Below are 21,623 nucleotides of genomic sequence, written 5' to 3' on the forward strand. Positions count from 1 at the left end.
GAGTTCCCTGATTAGTTATCCGATTTGTTGAACCATGGCATATCATAACGGTAATCTTTGCGCGCTTGCCTCAAGCTCGCCCCTGCATCGATTGCGGCAATAATTTTTTTCTCATTATCCTGAATAGCTTGTGCTTTGTGCAAAACTTCCTGCAGGCGGGAAACGGGAATGACTACTACACCATTCTCATCAGCAAAAATGATGTCTCCTGGTGTAACGGGAACGCCATTGATGATAACCCTGCATTGCTCGCCGTCTTTATACACGCGATTTTTTCCAGAACGCATATAAACAGCAGAGCAAAATACGGGATAGTTGCTGGCACGGATGAATGCCGCATCGCGTATAGCACCGTGAACGACAGTGCCGGCCAAATCTTTTTTTAGTGCCGTATGCGTCAGGATGCTGCCCCAGGTAGTACAATCAATGCGTCCTCCATTGTCTATCACCACAACATGCCGTGCAGGTATGGCATCAATATAATCAGCAGCACCTTGAAAACCAGTTGGTTTTGCCGAATATGGAGCATATTTAATCGTGTAAGCGGGACCGATGATGCGCACTCCAGGGACTAGGGCGTGAAGATTGAGTAGAGCACCCTCGCAACCACAGGCGTCTAAGGCATCGGAAATTTCCGCTGTGTTAAAAGCAGCTAACTGTTCCATCGAATTCATATTCCCTCACTATGCACCGCCTGCTCGATAATGGCTGCAGCCATTTCCTGGGTGGTGGCATGCCCACCCACATCATAGGTTATAAATTGCTTTTGCATGACCACCCTGACAATTGCCTGGCGAATTTGTTTTGCTTCCTTATGATAGCCTAATTGTGCCAGTAACAAGCTTATGGTTAAAAACATGGCGCTTGGATTCGCCGCATTTGGCCGCATGCGTAAGCCGCTGCCGTGAACCGGTTCAAAATAACTGTAAGTTTCCCCTATATTTGCACTAGGGGAAAATCCCAACCCACCCATAACTCCAGCGCCTACATCGGATAAAATATCACCAAACATATTTTCCGTTACAATAACGCCAAACTCTTCTGGTCTTCGTATAAGCCATAGTGCCACCGCATCGATATTTAATATATCGGCTGTGACTTGGGGAAATTGCTGCGCGACTTCTTCAAATAAGATGCGCGCGAACGCGCTGCTTTCACGCAAGACATTGGGCTTATCTGCAAAAGTCACTCGCTTAAACCCATGTTGCTCGGCATACGCAAAAGCAAATTGAAAAATTCTTTGCAAACCTTTCTTACTCTGCAAGCGTAAGGTACAACTTGCGCCACTTCGAGAAACATGCCGCCAGGATTGCTTTAACTGGATTAGCTCATGCAAATATTCTGGCAATGGATAATAATCAAACCCGGCATATAAACCTTCGGTATTTTCGCGAATGATGCAAAAATTAAATGCTTTCGTATCCTGTTTAATATTAAAACAAGGCCTGACATTGGCGAATAAATCCAGTTTTTGTCTAAGTTGAATAATGGGAGAAACATATTGCGGCGGGGAAATTTGTAAATGCGCAGGCAACTCCTGCATGGCTTCGCGGGTAGGCTTGCTGGTAATAGCCCCCAACAAAGCAGCATCGGAGCGTTTAAGCAAATCCCAAGTTTTATCAGGAACCGGTGTACCCTCTTTCTGCCAGCAAGACCAGCCAATTTCACCGAATTCAAGATTAAGTGGCAAGGCGAATGCCTTAAAGACAGGCAATGCTGCAGTGAGCACTTCAACGCCAATTCCATCGCCGGGAAGAATGGCTATTTTAAATGTGGTCTTGTGCATCACCATTTAACCTTTGCCAAATCAGTGCCTGGCAATGTTGGGGATTATCTTGTAGTACCCGCATCCCTGCATTCGGAATGACACAAAGCCGCCCGCGTTTGGCAACAACAACATTCTGTAAATTAACCAGATTCGATTGTGCCCCGATAAAATGCCAATATCTCACTTCCGTTGTATGGAGTATTGCCCTGGAATCGCTGCTCAAAACGCGCTCAAGCCCCAAGATCAAGCGCCTGGCAGCCGCGGAAGAGTCATCCAGCTTAAAATTTGCAGGGCCAGGCTTACAGGCAACATAATGGTGAAGCTGCAATAAAGCAGCCTGCACCTGATTTTCCTTGCACAAGCGAATCACTTCGCCCAATTTTTGCACCAAGGTTTCATCTGCAAAAGATGGCGTTGAAAACAGCATGATAGTTTTTTGTGCCGATGCGAATATGGGGAAACATTGCTGCAAGATAACCCCACCAAAAGAAAAGCCTAAAAATACTTCGTAAGAATTTATTGCCTCGCTTAATTTTTTTTGCCATTGCAGATAAAATTCTGCAGGCGAAGCATCCCTATACTGCGACAATGGATCAATATAATCCAATTCATACTCCCCTGCGAGGAAAGCTAATGAGTTCGCAATGGCCTTAATATCCGTGCTTTGTGCGAGGACCGGGGCGATAACCAACATTCTTTTTTTAGTTGAAATCATGATGCCTTATTATTAGTAGAATTCTTAGTTTTTATTTCAGCCGTGGATAAATCCAAAATTCCACGCTCAAACTCATCCATAGGAATATTTTCCTGTTCAGTGTGAAACATTTTACGCACATAATTGGCGGCTGGTAATATACTCTCAAGCCTGTATTTCTTAATATTCAGCGCATGCAGATAAGCAGTAAAATATTCCGTGCGCAAATTTCCTATTCCCTTTCCCATCCCAGCCAAAGAAAAATCAATGTAGCTAACGCCAGCCCCTGCGGCGGCAATTGCATTAGCCTGTGCTAAACCTAAGTTATCATGCGCGTGAAAGCCAAATGCCATCGAATATGCATTGACGTATTTTTCATACATTTTCTTCACTTTTGCGGGCAAAAGACTGCCATTTGAATCGGCAAAATAAACAATATCAGGAGAAATTTGGCTGATTTGCTCGACCGCCTCATCCAGTTCAGGCTCATGATATTGTGAAATATGAATAAAATTGGCAGAAGTGATAAAACCCAGTTTACGGCAGTCTTGCATGATGGAATATGCAGCCTGCACGCCGCCTTTTGCAATGCAAATCCTTATCATGGAAATGCCGAAAGACTTTAATTCCTCAAGATCAGCCTGCGTTAAATTTTGCGGATGCGCCATCACTGCAATCCGGCTGTGATGAATGAGCGACGTACAATAGGCTAAATAATTTTTTGCGCACAATCCCGCTCTACCTAAATCAGGAATGGGATGAATGGAGCCATTGCGATAACCAATTTCAATGTATTCGATCCCGGAATTATCTAGTCCGCTTAAAATATGCTGAATGTCTTCGTCGCTAAAATGAAAATTGGTGCGATTGCCTCCATCGCGCAATGTCACGTCTAAAGCTTGAATGTTCATAGCAATAACTGGTAGCCCAGCCCTAAAAACAATAATAATATGAGTAACTTCACATAAAGGCTCGCTTGTTTATGTTTATAAAGCCCATAAACATAGGCGAAAGGATGACGCAAAATAAGCCGCCGCAGTATTTTTTTAGTTACATAGTTAGGTGCACCCTCGATAGGTTCTTCATGAATGCGGATGCTAGGATTGTAATTCGCTTCAACTAGGATACCCGACGACTTTTCAATGGGTGTATTAATATGTTTACAAAGCACATCTAACCCTACCAATTTCAAGTTTAAAACCCCGGCGGCGCGGGTGAGCAATTTCTTGTTTTCTTTACAAATTTTTGTACTTAACGTCTTGTACATTCCACCGCGTGTTGCATTAGAAGTATAGCACAAAGTAACCCGTTCATCCGGGGCGGGAACAGCGTCGACGCTAAGTCCTAATTCACGCAAGCGGATGCGACACTCATCATCAATGACAATGGGTTTTAAAATTTCATTTGTTTGCTGGCGTTGCACATTCGTGAGTTCGACCAATTCTTTTACGCTATGCTTGCCATCGCCAATAACATACGCTGCTTCGCGTAAAACAACCCCAATGATTTTTCCGTAGAAAATTAAAACCCGGTAACATGTCAGGTTAGCATGAAACTCTTCAATGCTGACTTCATGATAAGTTTTCAAATAAGAACTTAAATGGCTTTTTAATTCTGCCAGCGTCTGAATGTTACACAGCACATCCATCCCCTGGCTCGTGCCAGCCGTTGGTTTGATGACTAGCGGGAAAGCAAGGCCGGCAATTTTTGCCTCCCATTCACCCTGGGTAAATTCATGCCGCTGGATGCATGTAGCCTTGGCGACTGGAAAGCCGGCTTCCCGCAATAAACGATTGGTACGATATTTACTATCTACCAAGCCTACGCTACCCGCATTATTAAAAGGAGTTAAGCAACCTCTGAAAAAATATCGTTTTTTACCCAAGCTAATTGCAAAACCATATATACTGGCGACTGGAGTAGCAGGCATGCCTAAATTCAGTGCACTTTCATAATAGCGCTGTGCATTTTTATTCATAACGGTTACCTGTTACTCCACTTGCACGTATAATAAAACCGAATCGAATTAAACTTCAAATTCGTCAGCCTTTTTTACACACTCTTTGCATTCTTGCCTAAATTTGGAGTAACGATGCATACTGAAGAACTTATTTATTGCGACGGTCCACTCACTTGCAGAGGGTTTATCGCTTACCAAAGCGATGGCAGGGAATTTAAACCTTGCGTTTTAATCGCTCATGACTGGACTGGAAGAAGTGAAGCCATGTGCCAAAAAGCCATGCAGCTAGCGCAAGAAGGCTATGTGGGCTTCGCGATCGATGTCTACGGAGATGGCAAACTGGCGCAAACAACAGAAGAAAAAAAAGCATGGCTTTATCCTTTCAAAGAAAATCGCCTTTTAGTCGCCCAACGCATGCTCATGGCTTATCATAGTGCCGCTGCCTTGCCTATGGTTAACCGCAAGCAAATAGCTGCCATCGGTTATTGTTTTGGCGGTATGTGCGTGCTGGATCTCGCACGTACAGGAATCGACATAAAAGGAGTGGTGAGCTTTCATGGCTTATTGAACGCCCCACCAGAATCAAAATCCGATTCTATAAATGCAAAAATTTTAGTATTGCATGGTTATGAAGATGCTTTTGTACCCCCACCGCAAATTTATCAATTTGCAGAAGAGATGAGCAGTAAAAAAGCCGATTGGCAATTCCATACGTACGGCCTCATTCATCACTCATTTACCAATCCCTTGGCTGACGATGCTGAATTAGGCTTGCATTATAATAAAGCGGCCGATCAACGCTCCTGGCAGAGCATGAAGCAATTTTTGCAGGAGTTATTTTGTTAAAACGCATGCACCTATTCACACCCGGTTGTCCCAATAACTAAAAAGTTTTGCAAAGACATGCAACCCCCTGTATCTTCTGCTTGCTTGCACCAGGGATCTTAACCTGAGATTGGAGGTTTACATTCATGAATTCTAACACCTCGATAAGGCTCGCCACGATAAGCGATGCCGCAGCAATTGCTCACGTCCATATTCGCTCCTGGCAAATGATGTACAAAGATTTTATTCCTGAATCCATCTTGATGAACTTATCCTTGAAAGAACGTACGCAACAATGGCAAACGTTAATTCAGCAAAATGTTAATGTCTTGGTTACTACGGTTGATGATCGTATCGTGGGTTTTGCAAGCTTTTGTGCTTTTCGCGACGCAGCCGCTAAATCTTCTGCAGGCGAGATAAGCGCTATTTACTTGCTCCCTGATTATTGGCGCCAAGGCTTGGGAACAAAGCTTTGCCAAATGGCACTTGCAGAACTGATGCAGTTGGAATTCAAAGTAGTTTATCTTTGGGTGTTAAAAGCTAACGCACAGGCAAGAAGTTTTTATGAGTCGCTGGGGTTTACCGAACTCCCCGACACGAAATTGGAAGAATTTTATGAAGGCGGCGCATTATTAACAGAAATCCTTTATAAAAAAACTCTATAAGCCGCTTCTGACTTGCATAAGGCAGAGAGAATTGCCAGTTTAAAATAAGTTGTCACTTGTAACCACGACTGCAGAAACAGCGATAACCGCTGCTTCTGCTTGTTTGCTAGCGTGACTTGCCTGCAATATAAGACATCCCTGCAAAGGGTAACGCCGCCAATTCATGAATCCGCAGCAATTCGTTGTATTTTGCCACGCGATCAGTACGGCAAAGTGAACCAGTTTTTATTTGTCCGCACCCGGTCGCCACAGCCAGATCGGCGATGAAGGCATCTTCCGTTTCCCCTGAGCGATGGGAAACCACACAATTGTAACCATGCTGGGCAGCAAGACGCATGGTTTGCCGGGTTTCGGTTAAGGTGCCGATTTGATTCAATTTAATCAATACGGCGTTTGCCACTTGTTGTTCGATGCCTTTTTGCAAAATGCGCACATTGGTTACGAATAAATCATCGCCCACTAACTGCACTTTATGCCCTAATACGCGTGTAAGCTGCTGCCAGCCGCTCCAGTCGCTTTCATCCAATCCGTCTTCGATACTGGCAATAGGATAATGATGCAGCAAGTCACTGTAATAATGAATCATATCTTCACTGGAGAAACTTTTACCCTCCAGTTGATAACGCCCGTTTTTATACAATTCGGACGCCGCCACATCCAACGCAAAAACCAGATCCTTACCTAAACGAAACCCGGCCAGATCAATCGCCGCTGACAGCATATCCAAAGCTTGCCGATTGGATTGCAAATTAGGCGCAAATCCCCCTTCATCACCTACAGCGGTGTTTAATCCTTGTTTTTTAAGCACGGATTTTAAAGCGTGGAATGTTTCTACCCCCATACGCAAAGCAGTTAAAAAATCGGGGGCACCGACAGGCATGATCATAAATTCTTGAATATCGACATTATTATCTGCATGTGCGCCGCCATTTAGCACGTTCATCATAGGGACCGGCAACGACATGGTTTCATCCTGGTTCAAGACTGCAAATAAAGGCAATTGTGCTGCATTGGCATGCGCTCTGGCACAGGCCAGTGACACGGCAAGGATTGCATTAGCGCCCAACCGTGATTTATTTTCCGTACCATCCAACTCACATAAGCGGGCATCAATTTTCTCCTGCTCGGTCACTGCAAAACCTTGCAGAGCATGGCAAATATCTTCATTGATGTGCTTAACCGCGTGCAGCACGCCTTTTCCTGCATAACGACTCGCATCCTGATCGCGCAGTTCACAAGCTTCGCGGCTGCCAGTGGAAGCCCCGGAGGGCACGCTGGCGCGCCCTATCGTGCCGCTTTCCAAAATAACATCCGCCTCAACCGTCGGGTTACCGCGAGAATCTAAAATTTCACGTCCTTTAATACTGGCAATTCGCATAATCCATCCTCACAATTTTTTGCTGTATTGTTTTGGCAGGAAGAAGATATGTCAAGTAACGCGTTCCAGTGGCACGTTTTAAGCTTGTTGAGTCATCGCATGAATGCATATACAACATAGGGGCGCACGATATTTTTCATCTTTTCATACATGCCTGTCTGCTTGCTCGCCTAATGGCAATAAGGTTTGTGAAGCTTGAAAAAACAATGTCGAATGTATTTTCAGGATAAGTAAGACTTGCATTTCGAATCAGTTTAAAACAATGTTTAAAGGATCTTTTAAATTACAGGTTTCTTTTTTTATAAATTTTTCGATATAATCCTCCTAGTTTTAAGCCAACAGGTATCTTGATTCTATGAGTCGCATATTTAACATGTTCGGGCCTTCTCCCATTAGGCCAATTGAGCAGCATATGCGCAAAGTGTACCACTGCGCCAAGCAGCTTTATCCTTTTTTTGAGGCTGTACTTAGGCAAGATTGGCAAACGGCAGAAACCATTAAAGAAAAGATTATCGCCGCCGAAAAAGAAGCGGATTTAATAAAACGTGATTTGCGCCTGCATTTGCCTACCGGTTTATTTCTTCCCGTCTCAAGAACTGATTTGTTGGAATTGTTGGGCGCGCAAGATCGCATCGCAAACAAAGCCGAAGATATCGCCGGCCTTATCATCAGCAGGCGCATGGTCATTCCTCAAGCTCTTTCCATCTTGTTTATGCCCTTCCTAGCCCGCTGCCTCGATGCCGCCAAGCAAGCTTGCAAAGCCATCAATGAACTGGATGAATTGCTGGAAACGGGATTTCGCGGCAGTGAAGTGAATATCGTTGAAGATATGATAGTAACCCTCGACGAAATCGAACATGACAGCGATGATAAATTAGCTGAAATTAGACACAAAATTTTTGAGTTGGAAAAGGACTTGCCTGCTATTGAGGTAATTTTTCTCTATAAACTGGTTCAATGGATTGGCGAGTTGGCTGACCATGCCCAAATTGTGGGCGGTAGGCTGCAAATTCTCATTGCCCGGTAATTTCCTATGGATTTTTCAATTGTATATGTAGTTCTAGCGGTTACTCTTTGTTTTTTAATGACATGGGGTGTAGGTGCTAATGATCTCGCCAATGTGATGAGCACCACCATGGGATCCAAAGCAGTTACGGTCAGGCAAGCCATGCTCATCGCTGTGATATTCGAATTCGCTGGCGCTTTTCTGGGCGGCACAGGCGTAACCGAAACCATGCGCGACGGCATCATCAACACCAGTGAATTATCCGGACAGCCTCTCATTCTAATTGAAGGAATGCTGGGAGTGCTGCTGGCTTGCACCATTTGGATGAACCTCGCCAGCTATCTGGGCGTTCCTGTTTCCATCACCAATGCTTTAGTTGGCTCCATGGTGGGCTTTGGCAGCATGGTTTTAGGCAGCGATGCCATACATTGGAATCAAGTATCGCACATCGCCATTGGCTGGGTAACCTCGCCGCTCATCTCCGGTACAGCCGCCTATGCTTTGTTTATCAGTATCCAGCAAGCCATATTTGTAAAAAGCGATCCTTTAAGCAAAGCTAAATTTTATATTCCAGTTTATTTGTTTCTCATCGGTTGTATCCTTTCCTTCATTACCGTATTTAAAGGCTTAAACCACTTCGACATTCATTTAAATTTTAAACAAGACATAGCTGTAACCCTGGCAACCAGCATCACCATCACCTTTCTTGGCATTTTATTCATTAAACGGCTACCGGAAAAAGCTAACTTGCGCCGGCGCGAACGCTTCTTACAAGTTGAAAAATATTTTGCTGTACTCATGGCAATGACGGCATGTGCCATGGTATTTGCGCACGGCTCAAATGATGTGGCCTTAGCGGTGGGTCCTCTGACCATTATCTACAGTTTGGTTATGAAGGCAAATCAACCGTTTGCCGTTACAGATTATCCGTCCTGGATTATTTTACTGGGCTGTTTTGGAGTCATCACCGGATTGCTCATGTATGGTAAAAAAGTCATTGAAACCGTGGGCAGTGCAATTACGGCTTTAACACCCAGCCGTGCTTTTGCCGCAACACTTGCCGCCGCCACCACCGTGGTTGTGGCAACCAGCCTGGGAATTCCCGTATCCGCCACGCAAACGCTGGTTGGCGCCGTTTTAGGCGTAGGGCTTGCACGTGGTATCGGTGCATTAAACTTGATCGTTATCCGCAATATTTTTACCTCCTGGATCCTGACTCTACCAGCAGCCTCATTGTTAACGATTATTTTTTACAAGATGTTGCATGCTCTTTTGGGATAGGAAAATCAGCGCATTGCCCAGGCGCCATTTGACTGAAAAATAAATTTGCAATACGCTTAATCTATATGCAATGCAAGCGGGGTTGGTTATTGCCCGACCCTATCTTCTCGCAGCAAGCCTTATATTAAGCGAGACTGAATAAATACCATCCATATTCAGTTGCAGTGATGGAGGTGCTAAAACATGCCTTTGCCGAATATTGGTTGGAATTTTGACAACACTTATACAAGACTCCCTACGCATCTTTTTACCCGCATACTTCCGACTGGCGTTTACAAACCGCAGCTGCTGATGTTTAATCATGCCTTGAGCCAGGAACTTGGGCTTAAGCTTAGCTTGCTTGACAACGAACAACAGGCGCAATTGTTTTCAGGAAATATATTGCCGCAGGGTGCAGAACCCATTGCCCAAGCCTATGCAGGACATCAATTCGGCCATTTTACTTGTTTGGGCGATGGAAGAGCTCATTTGCTTGGCGAGCATAAAATATCGGACGGCAGGCGAGTCGACATCCAGCTTAAGGGCTCGGGAAAAACACCTTATAGCCGCAGCGGCGATGGCCGGGCGGCACTTGCCCCCATGTTAAGAGAATACCTCATCAGTGAAGCCATGCATGGTTTGCGTATTCCCACTACACGTAGCTTGGCAGTCGTAACCACAGGCGAACAAGTTTATCGGGAAACCGTATTGCCGGGAGCTATTCTTACCCGCGTCGCTGCAAGTCACCTTAGAATAGGAACTTTCGAATATGCAGCGGCAAAAAACGATACAAGGACTCTCAAGGCACTTGCAGACTATACTATTGCCAAACATTTTCCTGCTCTCAATGCATCGTTGCAACCTTATCTGCAACTGTTGCACGCAGTCATAAAAAAACAAGTTGATTTAATTGTGCATTGGATGCGCATTGGCTTTATTCATGGGGTGATGAATACCGACAATATGGCATTATCTGGAGAAACCATCGATTACGGACCTTGCGCCTTTATGGATGTTTATTACCCAGCCACCGTGTTTAGCTCTATAGATCGCCTGGGCCGGTATGCTTACGCCAATCAGCCGCTGATTGCGCAATGGAATCTAGCGCGCTTTGCGGAAACCCTGCTCCCTCTTTTGCATAGTAATCAGGAGAGAGCGATTGCTATGGCTGAAGAAATCTTAAATGAGTTTCCTGAGCTATACCACAATAAATGGCTGACTATGATGCGTGCCAAACTTGGCCTTTTTGGCAGGCAACAAGAAGATGAACAATTAATTATTGATTTATTAAGCTTAATGCAGCAACACCATGCAGATTACACGAATACCTTCCGCGATTTAAGCCAAGCAGTAAAACCTGGCGGTAAATTTTACGATGATAACCATCTATTTCAAACTTGGTATGAACGCTGGCAGCTACGCTTAAAGCAAAATAAACAACCACTGGCGACGTCGTTTCGTCTGATGCGTGAAATGAACCCTGCCGTGATCCCCCGCAATCATCAAGTAGAACAATCGCTGCAAGCAGCTATGCGTGGTGATATGAAACCATTGCAGGATTTCCTGATTGTGCTTAAAGAGCCTTACACGGAACGTCCAGAACTCAAACCCTATCAAGCTACGCCAACAGCAAGCGAGCGAGTCTATCAAACGTTTTGCGGGACATGATGAAATTTTTTAACACAAATCAACTATTAAGCTTTTTGAAATTTGACTGATGCTCGTTTACTTCTTCAAGAAATCGCTCCCCCGCTCCTTTAAAAAAATTACCATAAGTACGGGAAATAGAGCCGGTTGTGGCATGGACGGCTATCAAGGCTGTTATGCCGGGAAGGATGAAAACCAGAAAAGCAGCCACCGTGGCCAAAATTGCCGCAACACCTTTCCAGTATTCTTTACCTGAGTCGTCACGAAGGAGACAAGTCACACCCGTTTCATAGAAATTAGACTCATGAACCGGGGAATTCAGCACTTCATAAAATTCTTTAACTTTATTTACTGCATCCATTTCTTTGTTTTCTAAAATTGCTTTTAATTTTTTTGTTAGAACATATTGTGGATCAGACGTTTTATTGGCTGCCAGAAGATGGGCGCGATAAGTTTCGGTCTTAATGAAGAGTTTGCATAAATTTAATTCCAATAAATCCAATTCTTCTTTGGGAAGAGAATAATGGCTCCCTCCTCCCGGTTGTTGAATACTTGCCGATGCAGGTTGGGAAGCTACGCGCTCAATGGGGTTTATTTGCTGCAATTGTTCAACTATTTCTTTGGCCTTATATACTTGCGGATACATCACCACTGGAAGGCATTTGCTACAATTTTCCTTTATAGCGGGAGCAATCTCTGGCGGTAGGTTGGCAAAGAAATCCTGACGTTCAGAGGAGGATGCTTTACTTATGAACAGGGCAATATGCATTTTGCATTTAGTTAGAACTTCTTTTTTCAATTCAAGCTGTTGGCAGCGGTTAAAAAAACTGGAGTAATCTTCTAACGATTTGGGCAAGATCGAAAAATACCGATATAATTCCTGATACTCTAAGTCCTCCGCACGCGGTGTGAAGGCAACTCCTCGATTACGAGCCATTTCCATTAAGTTACCCATTAAAAACTTTTGCGTCTGTGCATCCTGTCGATAAAAAGTTTTCTCAAACCGTTCGAAACTGTCATACAGTAATGAACAAAGAGTCGCAGCGCCTCCACCTTTTGCCCCGGCAAAGATAGCCTCGATTTGCTCTTTATTGCCTGAAAGCAAAATCTTATCGAAAAATTCAGGATTTTTGCAGCAAAACACATGGCCAAGTCCAATTAAAACCGCTGTCTGTTGCTTTGCACTGAGTTCATTATAAAAAGGAGCCAGATAATTAAATACATAGTTTTCAGCAATTGGGTTTTGGCTAAGAAAACGATTGTCACGAATACTTGTAAATACCAAGGTAATATCTTCATTACTGATATTCTGAAGGAAGAATTTTATATCGGCTGGATTTTTAAATACCATATGCAACGGCTGTGAGGAATCTTTAAAAATTTCATCTAAAATTTCAGCCTTGACTTCAGCGTCTTGAGAACTTAATTGATAACTTAATTCCCCTAAAGTTGTTAAATGACTTGGCATAAAATCAATCCAAAAATATATCTTTTCATTATACAATGTGCCTATTTTTTGTCAACACTGTCCATGCGCATTGTCGTACCTTCATAAAAAATGTCACACGCCATACTTTCTAATCGGTCGTGCTGAATCAAAACATAAGGCTTTAGATAGGCAGCAACAATGCTCACTTGGCAGAGTGGCATGAACCCCCAACAATCATTAGCTTGATTCACTGGCTGCTCATTTATGGTTGTACAAGTCAATCTTGGTTTCCATGCATGTAAAATTACACACAGGCATAGGCTCGGGTACTTAGCATAAGCGTAGTTAGCTATTGCGGAATAGATAACACAAGATTCCTCACCTTTATTGATTTAAAGAATAAGAAGCCTTGGCATGAATAGCTTGTGAGAATTGGATAAAAATAGTAAAAGCACACTTTGCTTAACGGAGGAAACATTATTCCGTGGTTTATTAAGATTGTTTTGGTAAGGAGTTATCTTATATTGCCAGACGGGTACAAGTCATGGAGCCAATTTTTTATAAATAGCCAGCGAAACCGTATCAGTGCGCTGGCATTGATAATATCTTTAAAGCAAAGGATAATTAAAAAGTGGTTTATCTTTTTAAAAATCTTTCCAAATTTCTTCTCCCTCTTTTTGCACCGGCGCATGATCCCGTAATGCCGAAATACGGCGGTATTTCTCAATTTCACGCATTTGTGAAGCTGATTTCTGATGGGTTAAGTCAAATTCAAACAAAAATCGATCAATGGGGCTAATGTATGCTTTATCAATATCAGAACTGCTCATAATCTTCACTCACGACCAAACTTGCTGGTAATTTTAACGGGTTTTTATTAAAGTTGCCATGTTCTATAACCTGGAGAAAAACCATGGCAGTAAAAAAGGCGGAATTGCACGTGCATCTTGAAGGAACGATTTCTCCTGCATTGGCAAAAACCCTGGCAAAACGAAATAAATTATCCCTTCCTGATAATTTAATTTCAGCAGATGGTAAAAGCTACCTCTCACGTGATTTTATGCACTTTCTGAGTGTTTATGATATCGTTGCCGATCTTATTAAAAGCCCGCAAGATTATTATGATGTGACCTTCGATTATCTGCGCTCCAATGCGCTGGAAGACACGATTTATGTTGAGATGATGTATTCTCCTGATCATGCGGAAAAAGCCACGGGGATTCCCTCCATCGAACATTTAAATGCAATCCAGCAAGCCATTCGTGACGCTGAACATCAATTTGCTATTGTGGGGCGCATTATTATTACCGCCGTACGGCATTTTGGCGAAGAAGCAGCTATCCGGGTTGCTGAATATGCGCACAAACATCCTGTTGCATGCGCCACCGGCTTCGGCTTAGGCGGGGATGAAGTGAATTTTCCGCCAAAATTATTCCGCAAAGCTTATGAAATAGCTGCAGCTTCCGGTTTATCTTGTACCGTGCACGCAGGCGAATTCGCTCCAGCAAGCGGCATGCTGGAAGCCATTGCGCATTTACCCATCAAACGCATTGGACACGGGGTGCAAGCCATCCATTCGCCGGAAACAATGGCCATTCTAAAAGAAAGAGATATCGCCCTGGAAATATGCCCTTCCAGCAATGTTAAATTCAATCTCTTTAATGACTTGAGCGTCCATCCCTTCCCCGAATTGCTGGCAGCAGGCATTAAGGTAAGCATTAATTCAGATGATCCGCCCTTTATTCCAACGACACTGGCGCATGAGTATGCACGCGTACAAGAAGTCTATAACTACAGTGATGAAACGATGCAATCCATTACTAGAACAGCAATTGATTGTGCCTTCATTGATGAGGAAACTAAAAAGAAATTACATGCAAAAATAAAATAACAGAAGGCTGGGCGGCATAAAGCCGCCCATAATTGTATTACATTTCTTCCATATATTGACGCAATTTTTTCATGGCATTTTTTTCAAGCTGACGTACCCGTTCTGCTGATACACCATATTTTTCTGCAAGAGCATGCAAAGTAGCCGCTTTATCATCAACCAGCCAGCGCTGCTGCAAGATATCCTGGCTGCGTGCATCCAGGCGTTCCAAAGCCACATGCAACTTCTCATTGCCTTGCACGTTACTGTCTTGCCGTTCCAGTAAATAGGCTGGATCCGTATGCGGATCGTGCAGATAGTTCGCAGGGACTTTATAGGATTCATCATCCTCTTCCGAGCTCGTCATATCATAACAAGTATCCATGGCATTCAAACGTTGTTCCATGATTAAAACGTCTTCACGGCTGACGCCTAAATCCTGCGCCACAGCATCCACTTCTTCATTGGTAAGCCAGCCTAATCGTTTTTTCATTTGGCGCATGTTAAAAAATAATTTACGCTGGGCTTTAGTAGTGGCAATTTTAACGATGCGCCAGTTTTGGATAACAAACTCATGGATTTCAGCTTTAATCCAATGTACAGCAAAAGAAACCAGGCGCACGCCTATGCTTGGATCAAAACGCTTGACGGCCTTCATTAAACCGATATTGCCTTCTTGAATGAGATCACCCAGTGGTAACCCATACCCTAGGTAACCGCGCGCCACGCGCACAACGTATCGCAGATGGGCAAGAACGAGGCGGCGCGCCCCTTCCAAGTCACCATCCTCCCGAAAACGGCGAGCGCATTCGTTTTCCTCTTCTGCGGAAAGCATGGGGATTTGATTGACCCGATGAATATACGCATCAAGACTACCGATAGGTAAATTCATTTGCGAAAGTTGCATTTGCAGACTCATGTTATTCCTCTTTTAAATTACACGGTCAAAATCAGGAACCAACACAATTTTGAAAAAATAATTATACACTAATTATAAGGTTCGATAGAAGATAGTTGCCTTTTCACGGACAACCTGGCTCCGAGCCAACCTAGTATAGTGGCAGATAGAATGAGGAGCAAGGCTTGCCGGACAGACAACCCCAGCAGCGGATAATGCATCTGATAAACGGCAGCTAATTGTTTCACGGCCACCGCTAAACTCAGCATGAAAATATTAACTAAAAAAACCGCAAGCACAGCGCCGGCAAGTCCATACCAAATCCCTGCATATAAAAAAGGCCGAGCAATAAAAGGATCGGCTCCGCCAATTAATTTTAATACTTGTATCTCCTCATGGCGATTCTGAATGGCCAAACGCAAGGTATTGCAGATGATCAAAATAACAGCGGAAGCAAGCAATATAATTAAGCCATAAGCCATTTTGGCTACCAATCCCAACACAGCATGTAGGCGACTAACCCATTGTATATCCAGTTTGGCTTGTTCTACTTCCGGATTGGCTTTCAATTCATTGTGCAATTGTTGCAATTTTTCAGGCGTGCTCATGTTTGCTGCCGGAGTGACTTCAATAACGGCAGGCAGTGGATTTTCAAGCAGAAAATTGGTTATATCCGGCATCCCTTCTTGCGATTGCAGTTCGGCTAGCCCTTGAGCTGGCGTTTTCAAATCTGCATGGGCGACACCTTGCAAAGCTGAAACTTTTCTTAATACAGCTTCTTCCTGTACTGGAGTAGAAGGCAGCTTCAAGTAAAGAGAAATGCGACCACCTTGCTTCCAATTTGCCGTCAAAGTTTGCAAATTGTCAGCAAACACCCAAAATAATGCAGGCAAAGCGAGCGTAATCGCAATCACCACAATAGTCATCATCGTAGCAAATGGCTTATTGCACAAGTAGTTAAAGCTGCTTGCAGCCGCTTGCATGTGTTGTGGAAAAGAGACGCGAAAATATTTCAGCACAATCGCCCTCCTTTTAACATGACAATTCGATGGCGCATTCCCGCAATCAATGCCAAATCATGCGTGGCAACTATAACGCTTACGCCAACCTGGTTAAACTGTTCAAACAGCTTAATCACCTCAATCGATAAAGTAGGGTCTAGGTTGCCGGTTGGCTCATCGGCTAATAATACAGACGGTTTATGCACCACGGCCCGTGCTATCCCCACGCGCTGTTGTTCGCCGCCCGACAAATGAAGAGGCAGCATTTTTTCACGGCTTAACAAACCCACCATGTCCAGAGCGGCATGCACCCTTTTGCTGATCATTTGCGCTGTGTATCCCTGAATTTGCAAAGGCAAAGCAACGTTCTCAAAAACAGTCCTGTCATTTAGCAGATGGGGGGATTGAAATATAATACCCAAAGAACAACGATAATGAGCCACCTCATGTTTTTTAAGTTGGTTCAAACGTGTCCCATTTACAATGATTTGCCCGGCGGTAGGGAGTTCCAACATGCCGATTAATTTCAGCAGGGTGCTTTTCCCAGCCCCCGAAGGACCTGTGAGAAAAGCCATTTCCCCTTTCTCTAAGGAAAAGCTAACCTCGCTTAATGCCTCGAAGCCACCGGGGTATCGTTTGCTTACCTGATTAAATGTGATCATCATTAAAAATTGCATCTACAAATTGCGAAGCGCTAAAGGGCCGCAAATCATCAATCCCTTCACCCACACCAATATAGCGAAATGGTATTTCCAGTTCATTGGCAATAGCAAACAATATACCGCCTTTCGCTGTGCCATCAAGCTTTGTCATGGTAATTCCTGTGACACCTACAGCTTCATGAAACTGACGTGCCTGATTCAATGCATTTTGCCCGATACTCGCATCTAAAACCAGCATGGTTTCATGTGGTGCGGTGGGATCAAGCTTTTGCATGACGCGCTTAACTTTTTTTAATTCTTCCATTAAATTTTGCTGCGTGTGTAACCTGCCGGCCGTATCAGCTAGCAAAACATCCACATTGCGAGCCTTTGCAGCTTGCAATGCATCATAAATCACGGAAGCACTATCTGCCCCAGTATGTTGCGCGATGACAGTAATTTGGTTTCGCTCGCCCCAAGCCTGCAATTGCTCAATTGCCGCTGCACGGAAAGTATCGCCTGCAGCCAGCATCACTTTTTTGCCCATGGCTTGATATTGTTTAGCCAACTTGCCGATCGTTGTGGTTTTCCCGGCACCATTAACGCCAACCATTAATATGACAAAAGGACAGTGAGTAGCCATATCAAGCGCAAATGGCTGCTTTTCACCAGTCAGGATGGTTTGCAATTGCGTTTTAAGAGCGGCAAAGACAGCTTCTCCGTCAGCCAGTTGTTTTCTTGCCAAGCCATCGCTTAATTGCTGCACGATATTTTTTGTGGTTTCAATTCCTATATCCGCACTAAGAAGTATGGTTTCGAGTTCTTCCAGCAAGGATGCATCAATTTCTTTTTTTCCAAGTAACAAACGGCCAATCCCGTCGCCCAGTTGGTGCCGGGTTTTACTCAAGCCTTGCTTGAAACGGGTAAACAAAGTTTGTTTGGGCTGTTTCTCTTCTGGAGCTTGCTGCAAATCCGTTGCCGGGGTCATAAGCTCGGTATCGGCAGTTTTTTGCGGGTCTGGTGTATGTTGATTGCGCTTAAACCATTTGATCATAAGTCTTTGCCTCATGGAATAGATGAATATTTGACAAAATTTTATTAAAAAAGAGCAAATCCTTTATCTTCAGTCTTGGAAAGTATACAAAATAAACGAAATATGGAATTCTATCACTCTTTTTCAAATTGGGGGTGTATCATGCGTCCTGTGTTAATTCTGTTATTAACACTGCTTTCCTGCCAATCCTATAGTCAAACGCAACAGTTTACCTTAGATAATGGCTTGAAAGTAGTAGTAAAAGAAGATCATCGCGCCCCTGTGGCTGTAGCCATGATCTGGTATAATGTAGGCTCTGCGGATGAACCGGGCGGCATTACCGGAATTTCGCATGCGCTGGAACATCTGATGTTTAAAGGCACAGAAAAATTCCCTTTGGGTGTGTTCTCCAAAACCATTGCTGCCTTGGGGGGACAGGAAAATGCCTTTACCAATAACGATTACACAGCTTATTTTGAAAAAATTGCCACTCCCCATTTAAAAACCAGCTTTGAACTCGAAGCTGACCGCATGCAAAATTTATTGCTGGATAAAGAAGAATTTGGCAAGGAAATCAAGGTTATCCAAGAAGAACGTCGGCTGCGCACTGACGACAACCCGCAGGCATTGACCTTTGAACGCTTCATGGCCGCAGCGCACCTGGCTTCTCCTTACCATCATCCTGTCATAGGCTGGATGAGTGATTTGGAGCAAATGAGCGTGGAAGACGCCAGAGCATGGCACCAAAAATACTATGCGCCCAATAATGCAACTTTGGTAGTTGTCGGCGATGTTATTCCTGCACAAGTCTACGAATTGGCAAAAACATATTTCGGCAAAATCCCTGCGCGAACTTCTGCCCCACGCAAATTGCAATTGGAGCCGCCAGCCTTGGGCAAAAAAACCATAGAAGTTCATGCCCCGGCGCAGATCCCTATGCTTATGCTTGGCTACACGGTCCCTTCCGTGAAAACAACCAGCCCTGAAAATGAAGTTGAACCGTACGCCCTGGAAATCCTTGCCGGCATCTTAGATGCCGGTGACAGTGGGCGCTTCACCAAAAATTTAGTACGCGGCAAGCAAATCGCCAGCACCGCAGATATTTATTACAATTTATACACCCGCTATCAAACTCAATTTATTCTCTATGGCACGCCAAGCCAGGGACATACGCTCGATGATTTAAGAAAAGGGTTTTTAGCCGAAATCGAACGTTTAAAAACTGAAAAAATCAGCGAGCCGGAATTACAACGCGTAAAAACCCAAATCATTGCGCAAAAAACGTTTGAGAAAGATTCTATTTTTGGGCAAGCCATGGAAATTGGTTTATTGGAAACAATAGGGCTTGGTTGGCAAACAGCTGATCGCTACGTTGAACGCATCAATCGCGTAACCCCGGAACAATTGCAAAGAGCAGCACAACGGTATTTTGCTGAAAATTATCTTACGGAAGCACGTTTAATTCCAGAATCCTAATTTAAGGGGTAAGTATGAAACCGTTTTACATTCGTATTTTTTTGTTTTTAGCCTGTTGTACATTTAACCTTTCCGAGCAAGCGATAGCTGCCAAATCTTTCCAGACCGAACAGTGGCTAACTGCAAACGGTGCCCGTGTCATTTTTTATCAAGCGATGGAAGTACCTATGCTGGAAATCAGTGTAGCCTTTGCCGCAGGCTCTGCTTATGATGGGAAATACCCTGGCTTAAGCGCTTTAACCACCCGCATGTTGAATCAGGGGAATGCCGGTTTAAATGCCACGGTAATTGCCGAAAAGCTTGCCGATACAGGAGCTCAGTATAGCAGCGAAGGCAACCGTGATATGATTGAGTTGAGTTTAAAAACCTTAATCACCCCAAAAGCACTCAAAGAATCCTTAGACATTTTTTCTTTAATCATTAACAAACCTGATTTTCCTGAACAAGCTTTTTCCCGGGAAAAAAACCAGCAGTTAATGGCTATAGCCCAAGCAAAAGAATCGCCGGATGAAATAGCCAATCTGACCTTTTTTAAAGCCCTTTACCAAAATCATCCTTATGCACATCCGATAAACGGTTATGAAGACAGTGTCAAAACATTAAACGTTATGAATACACGTAATTTTTACCGGCAATTTTTTGTAGGTAAAAACGCCGTAATTGTGCTGGCAGGTGCTATCGATACCAATACAGCACACCAAATAGCGGAACAATTGGTTGGCCAATTGCCAGTGGGACAAGAGGCGCCACAAATTCCAAAAGCTAAACCATTAAGCAAAGAGCATAATATTGAAATCCAATTTCCCTCATCCCAAACCGTGCTGCGTTTAGGCCAAATAGGAATTAACCATAACGACAAAAATTATTTCCCCTTACTGGTTGGTAACTACACGTTAGGTGGTGGCTCTTTAGTTTCAAGACTTGCACTTGAAGTTCGTGAAAAAAGAGGTTTAACCTATGGAGTTTACAGCCAATTTATTCCCATGCCTGGCCTTGGACCGTTTATTATTAGCCTTGCCACTCAAAACAAACAAACGCTAAATGCCGTTGAGTTGACCCGCGAAATATTATCTTCTTTCCGAAATTCAGGGCCTAGCGAGGCAGAATTGCTCGCCGCCAAACAATATTTAGCAGGCAGTTTTCCCTTGGCTCTTGCCAGCAACCGCAGCATAGCAGACATGTTGCTGAAAATTGCCTTCTACCGGCTGCCTAATGATTATTTAGATACTTATGTTTCCCGTGTTAATGCAGTAACCGCTGCAGAAATCCAACAAGCTTTTCAGGAACTTATTAAACCTGAGCAATTGGTGCAAGTTACAGTAGGCAAAATGTGAAGCAAAATGTACGTATAATTGGTGGGAAATATAGAGGCAAAAAATTATATTTCCCGGAAGCACCAGGATTAAGGCCAACACCTGATCGGGTGCGTGAAACTCTTTTTAATTGGTTAATGCATGATATACGCGGGACACGCTGTCTTGATGCTTTTGCAGGAAGTGGAGCCTTAGGCTTTGAAGCCTATTCCCGTGGCGCCTTAAAAGTCACCTTGATTGAGCAATCCCCGTTAGTCTTTGCCAATCTTTGCAAGAATGCCTCCGCATTTAACGACCCTGGCATATCCGTTGTGAAAGCAGACGCTTGCACTTATCTTTGCGAAAGCAAGGAACAATTTGATATTGTATTCTTAGACCCCCCTTTCGCCCGGGATTATTTGCCGCAATGCATTTCCTTGCTGGCTGAGAAGGATATTTTAATTGCAAATGGACTTTTATATGTTGAATCACCCGTTGAACTTGAACTGGAATCCAAACAATGGGAAACCGTTAAGCTAAAACGTGCAGGGCAAGTTGTATACGGGTTATACAGAAAATGCTGAGCAGCCTTTTATCCTGCTTCATTAGGCAACGTCCCTAAAGTTTTTTAGCCAAGATTTCATCTTAAATTGAGCACCAATTTTTCTATTTCACTTCGATCTACCCCCTCTCCCACGATAGGAGCTTTGATAGTATGATGATGCCCTTCGCGGGAGAGGGTTGGGGAGAGGGAATGTCACGGATGGTCATTGATGACGA

General features: G+C 43.9%; 19 protein-coding genes and 1 pseudogene. 9 read left to right on the plus strand and 11 right to left on the minus strand.

The genetic code is table 11. The features are described 5' to 3' along the window. Nucleotides 1-11 precede the first annotated feature (11 nt). From ELY11_RS12740 to ELY11_RS08540, 4 genes and pseudogenes are all read right to left on the minus strand, one after another. Nucleotides 12-1,786 (minus strand): annotated as a pseudogene (locus ELY11_RS12740) (isocitrate/isopropylmalate family dehydrogenase). Further along, nucleotides 1,767-2,483, minus strand: coding sequence for a hypothetical protein (locus ELY11_RS08530; RefSeq protein WP_126954627.1), 717 nt, complete (start codon nucleotides 2,481-2,483; stop codon nucleotides 1,767-1,769). The pseudogene ELY11_RS12740 and the gene ELY11_RS08530 overlap by 20 nt, the downstream one beginning before the upstream one ends. Next, nucleotides 2,480-3,373, minus strand: coding sequence for a beta/alpha barrel domain-containing protein (locus ELY11_RS08535; protein ID WP_126954626.1), 894 nt, complete (start codon nucleotides 3,371-3,373; stop codon nucleotides 2,480-2,482). Before ELY11_RS08535 ends, ELY11_RS08530 begins: the two co-directional genes overlap by 4 nt. Beyond that, a complete protein-coding gene (locus ELY11_RS08540) occupies nucleotides 3,370-4,440 on the minus strand; it encodes a UDP-N-acetylmuramyl peptide synthase (protein WP_233579770.1) in 1,071 nt (356 codons plus the stop codon). Before ELY11_RS08540 ends, ELY11_RS08535 begins: the two co-directional genes overlap by 4 nt. A gap of 114 nt (nucleotides 4,441-4,554) precedes the next feature. Here ELY11_RS08540 and ELY11_RS08545 point away from each other — a divergent pair, with 114 nt between their 5' ends. Together ELY11_RS08545 and ELY11_RS08550 are read left to right on the plus strand one after the other, a co-directional pair. Beyond that, the gene (locus ELY11_RS08545; RefSeq protein WP_127033104.1) at nucleotides 4,555-5,268 is read left to right on the plus strand and encodes a dienelactone hydrolase family protein; all 714 of its coding nucleotides are present in this window, start codon (nucleotides 4,555-4,557) and stop codon (nucleotides 5,266-5,268) included. A gap of 125 nt (nucleotides 5,269-5,393) precedes the next feature. Further along, the gene (locus ELY11_RS08550; RefSeq protein WP_127033106.1) at nucleotides 5,394-5,912 is read left to right on the plus strand and encodes a GNAT family N-acetyltransferase; all 519 of its coding nucleotides are present in this window, start codon (nucleotides 5,394-5,396) and stop codon (nucleotides 5,910-5,912) included. Between the two features lie 106 nt (nucleotides 5,913-6,018). Here the strand turns inward: ELY11_RS08550 and eno are convergent, their stop codons facing one another. Next, entirely contained in the window at nucleotides 6,019-7,290 is a 1,272-nt protein-coding gene (gene eno / locus ELY11_RS08555; protein WP_126954623.1) for a phosphopyruvate hydratase, read from the minus strand. Nucleotides 7,291-7,645: 355 nt separating this feature from the next. Between eno and ELY11_RS08560 the strand changes: the two genes are divergently transcribed. From ELY11_RS08560 to ELY11_RS08570, 3 genes are all read left to right on the plus strand, one after another. After that, entirely contained in the window at nucleotides 7,646-8,317 is a 672-nt protein-coding gene (locus ELY11_RS08560) for a TIGR00153 family protein (RefSeq protein WP_126954622.1), read from the plus strand. A gap of 6 nt (nucleotides 8,318-8,323) precedes the next feature. Then, nucleotides 8,324-9,577 (plus strand): inorganic phosphate transporter, encoded by a 1,254-nt coding sequence (locus ELY11_RS08565; protein WP_126954621.1) that lies wholly within the window; start codon nucleotides 8,324-8,326, stop codon nucleotides 9,575-9,577. A 183-nt stretch (nucleotides 9,578-9,760) separates the two neighbouring features. Beyond that, on the plus strand, nucleotides 9,761-11,224 hold the full coding sequence (locus tag ELY11_RS08570) for a protein adenylyltransferase SelO (RefSeq protein ID WP_127033108.1): 1,464 nt from the start codon (nucleotides 9,761-9,763) through the stop codon (nucleotides 11,222-11,224). 19 nt (nucleotides 11,225-11,243) lie between these two features. Here ELY11_RS08570 and ELY11_RS08575 read toward each other — a convergent pair whose 3' ends face one another. Further along, entirely contained in the window at nucleotides 11,244-12,671 is a 1,428-nt protein-coding gene (locus ELY11_RS08575; protein WP_127033110.1) for a hypothetical protein, read from the minus strand. 605 nt (nucleotides 12,672-13,276) lie between these two features. Beyond that, nucleotides 13,277-13,462 (minus strand): CBU_0585 family protein, encoded by a 186-nt coding sequence (locus ELY11_RS08580; RefSeq protein ID WP_126954618.1) that lies wholly within the window; start codon nucleotides 13,460-13,462, stop codon nucleotides 13,277-13,279. Between the two features lie 83 nt (nucleotides 13,463-13,545). On the opposite strand from ELY11_RS08580, the gene ELY11_RS08585 reads away from it, so the two are divergent. Next, on the plus strand, nucleotides 13,546-14,523 hold the full coding sequence (locus ELY11_RS08585; protein WP_126954617.1) for an adenosine deaminase: 978 nt from the start codon (nucleotides 13,546-13,548) through the stop codon (nucleotides 14,521-14,523). Nucleotides 14,524-14,560: 37 nt separating this feature from the next. On the opposite strand, the gene rpoH is transcribed toward ELY11_RS08585, so the two are convergent. The 4 genes from rpoH to ftsY all read right to left on the minus strand — a co-directional run bounded on the left by rpoH (nucleotide 14,561) and on the right by ftsY (nucleotide 18,030). Then, nucleotides 14,561-15,421, minus strand: a complete 861-nt coding sequence (rpoH, locus tag ELY11_RS08590; protein ID WP_126954616.1) for an RNA polymerase sigma factor RpoH — start codon at nucleotides 15,419-15,421, stop codon at nucleotides 14,561-14,563. A gap of 68 nt (nucleotides 15,422-15,489) precedes the next feature. Continuing rightward, nucleotides 15,490-16,419, minus strand: coding sequence for a permease-like cell division protein FtsX (gene ftsX / locus ELY11_RS08595; protein ID WP_407656445.1), 930 nt, complete (start codon nucleotides 16,417-16,419; stop codon nucleotides 15,490-15,492). Further along, the gene (ftsE, locus tag ELY11_RS08600) at nucleotides 16,413-17,063 is read right to left on the minus strand and encodes a cell division ATP-binding protein FtsE (protein WP_126954646.1); all 651 of its coding nucleotides are present in this window, start codon (nucleotides 17,061-17,063) and stop codon (nucleotides 16,413-16,415) included. Before ftsE ends, ftsX begins: the two co-directional genes overlap by 7 nt. Further along, entirely contained in the window at nucleotides 17,050-18,030 is a 981-nt protein-coding gene (gene ftsY / locus ELY11_RS08605; protein WP_407656447.1) for a signal recognition particle-docking protein FtsY, read from the minus strand. Before ftsY ends, ftsE begins: the two co-directional genes overlap by 14 nt. 207 nt (nucleotides 18,031-18,237) lie before the next feature. Between ftsY and ELY11_RS08610 the strand changes: the two genes are divergently transcribed. The 3 genes from ELY11_RS08610 to rsmD are packed head-to-tail and all read left to right on the plus strand — an operon-like array spanning nucleotide 18,238 to nucleotide 21,427. Beyond that, nucleotides 18,238-19,551, plus strand: coding sequence for a M16 family metallopeptidase (locus ELY11_RS08610; protein ID WP_127033113.1), 1,314 nt, complete (start codon nucleotides 18,238-18,240; stop codon nucleotides 19,549-19,551). 14 nt (nucleotides 19,552-19,565) lie between these two features. After that, nucleotides 19,566-20,885, plus strand: coding sequence for a M16 family metallopeptidase (locus ELY11_RS08615; protein WP_126954613.1), 1,320 nt, complete (start codon nucleotides 19,566-19,568; stop codon nucleotides 20,883-20,885). Next, nucleotides 20,882-21,427: a 16S rRNA (guanine(966)-N(2))-methyltransferase RsmD gene (gene rsmD / locus ELY11_RS08620; RefSeq protein ID WP_126954612.1), complete on the plus strand. Its 546-nt coding sequence runs from the start codon at nucleotides 20,882-20,884 to the stop codon at nucleotides 21,425-21,427. The genes ELY11_RS08615 and rsmD overlap by 4 nt, the downstream gene beginning before the upstream one ends. Nucleotides 21,428-21,623 lie beyond the last annotated feature (196 nt).

This window comes from Legionella septentrionalis, from assembly GCF_003989745.1.
Lineage (GTDB): Bacteria > Pseudomonadota > Gammaproteobacteria > Legionellales > Legionellaceae > Legionella_A > Legionella_A septentrionalis.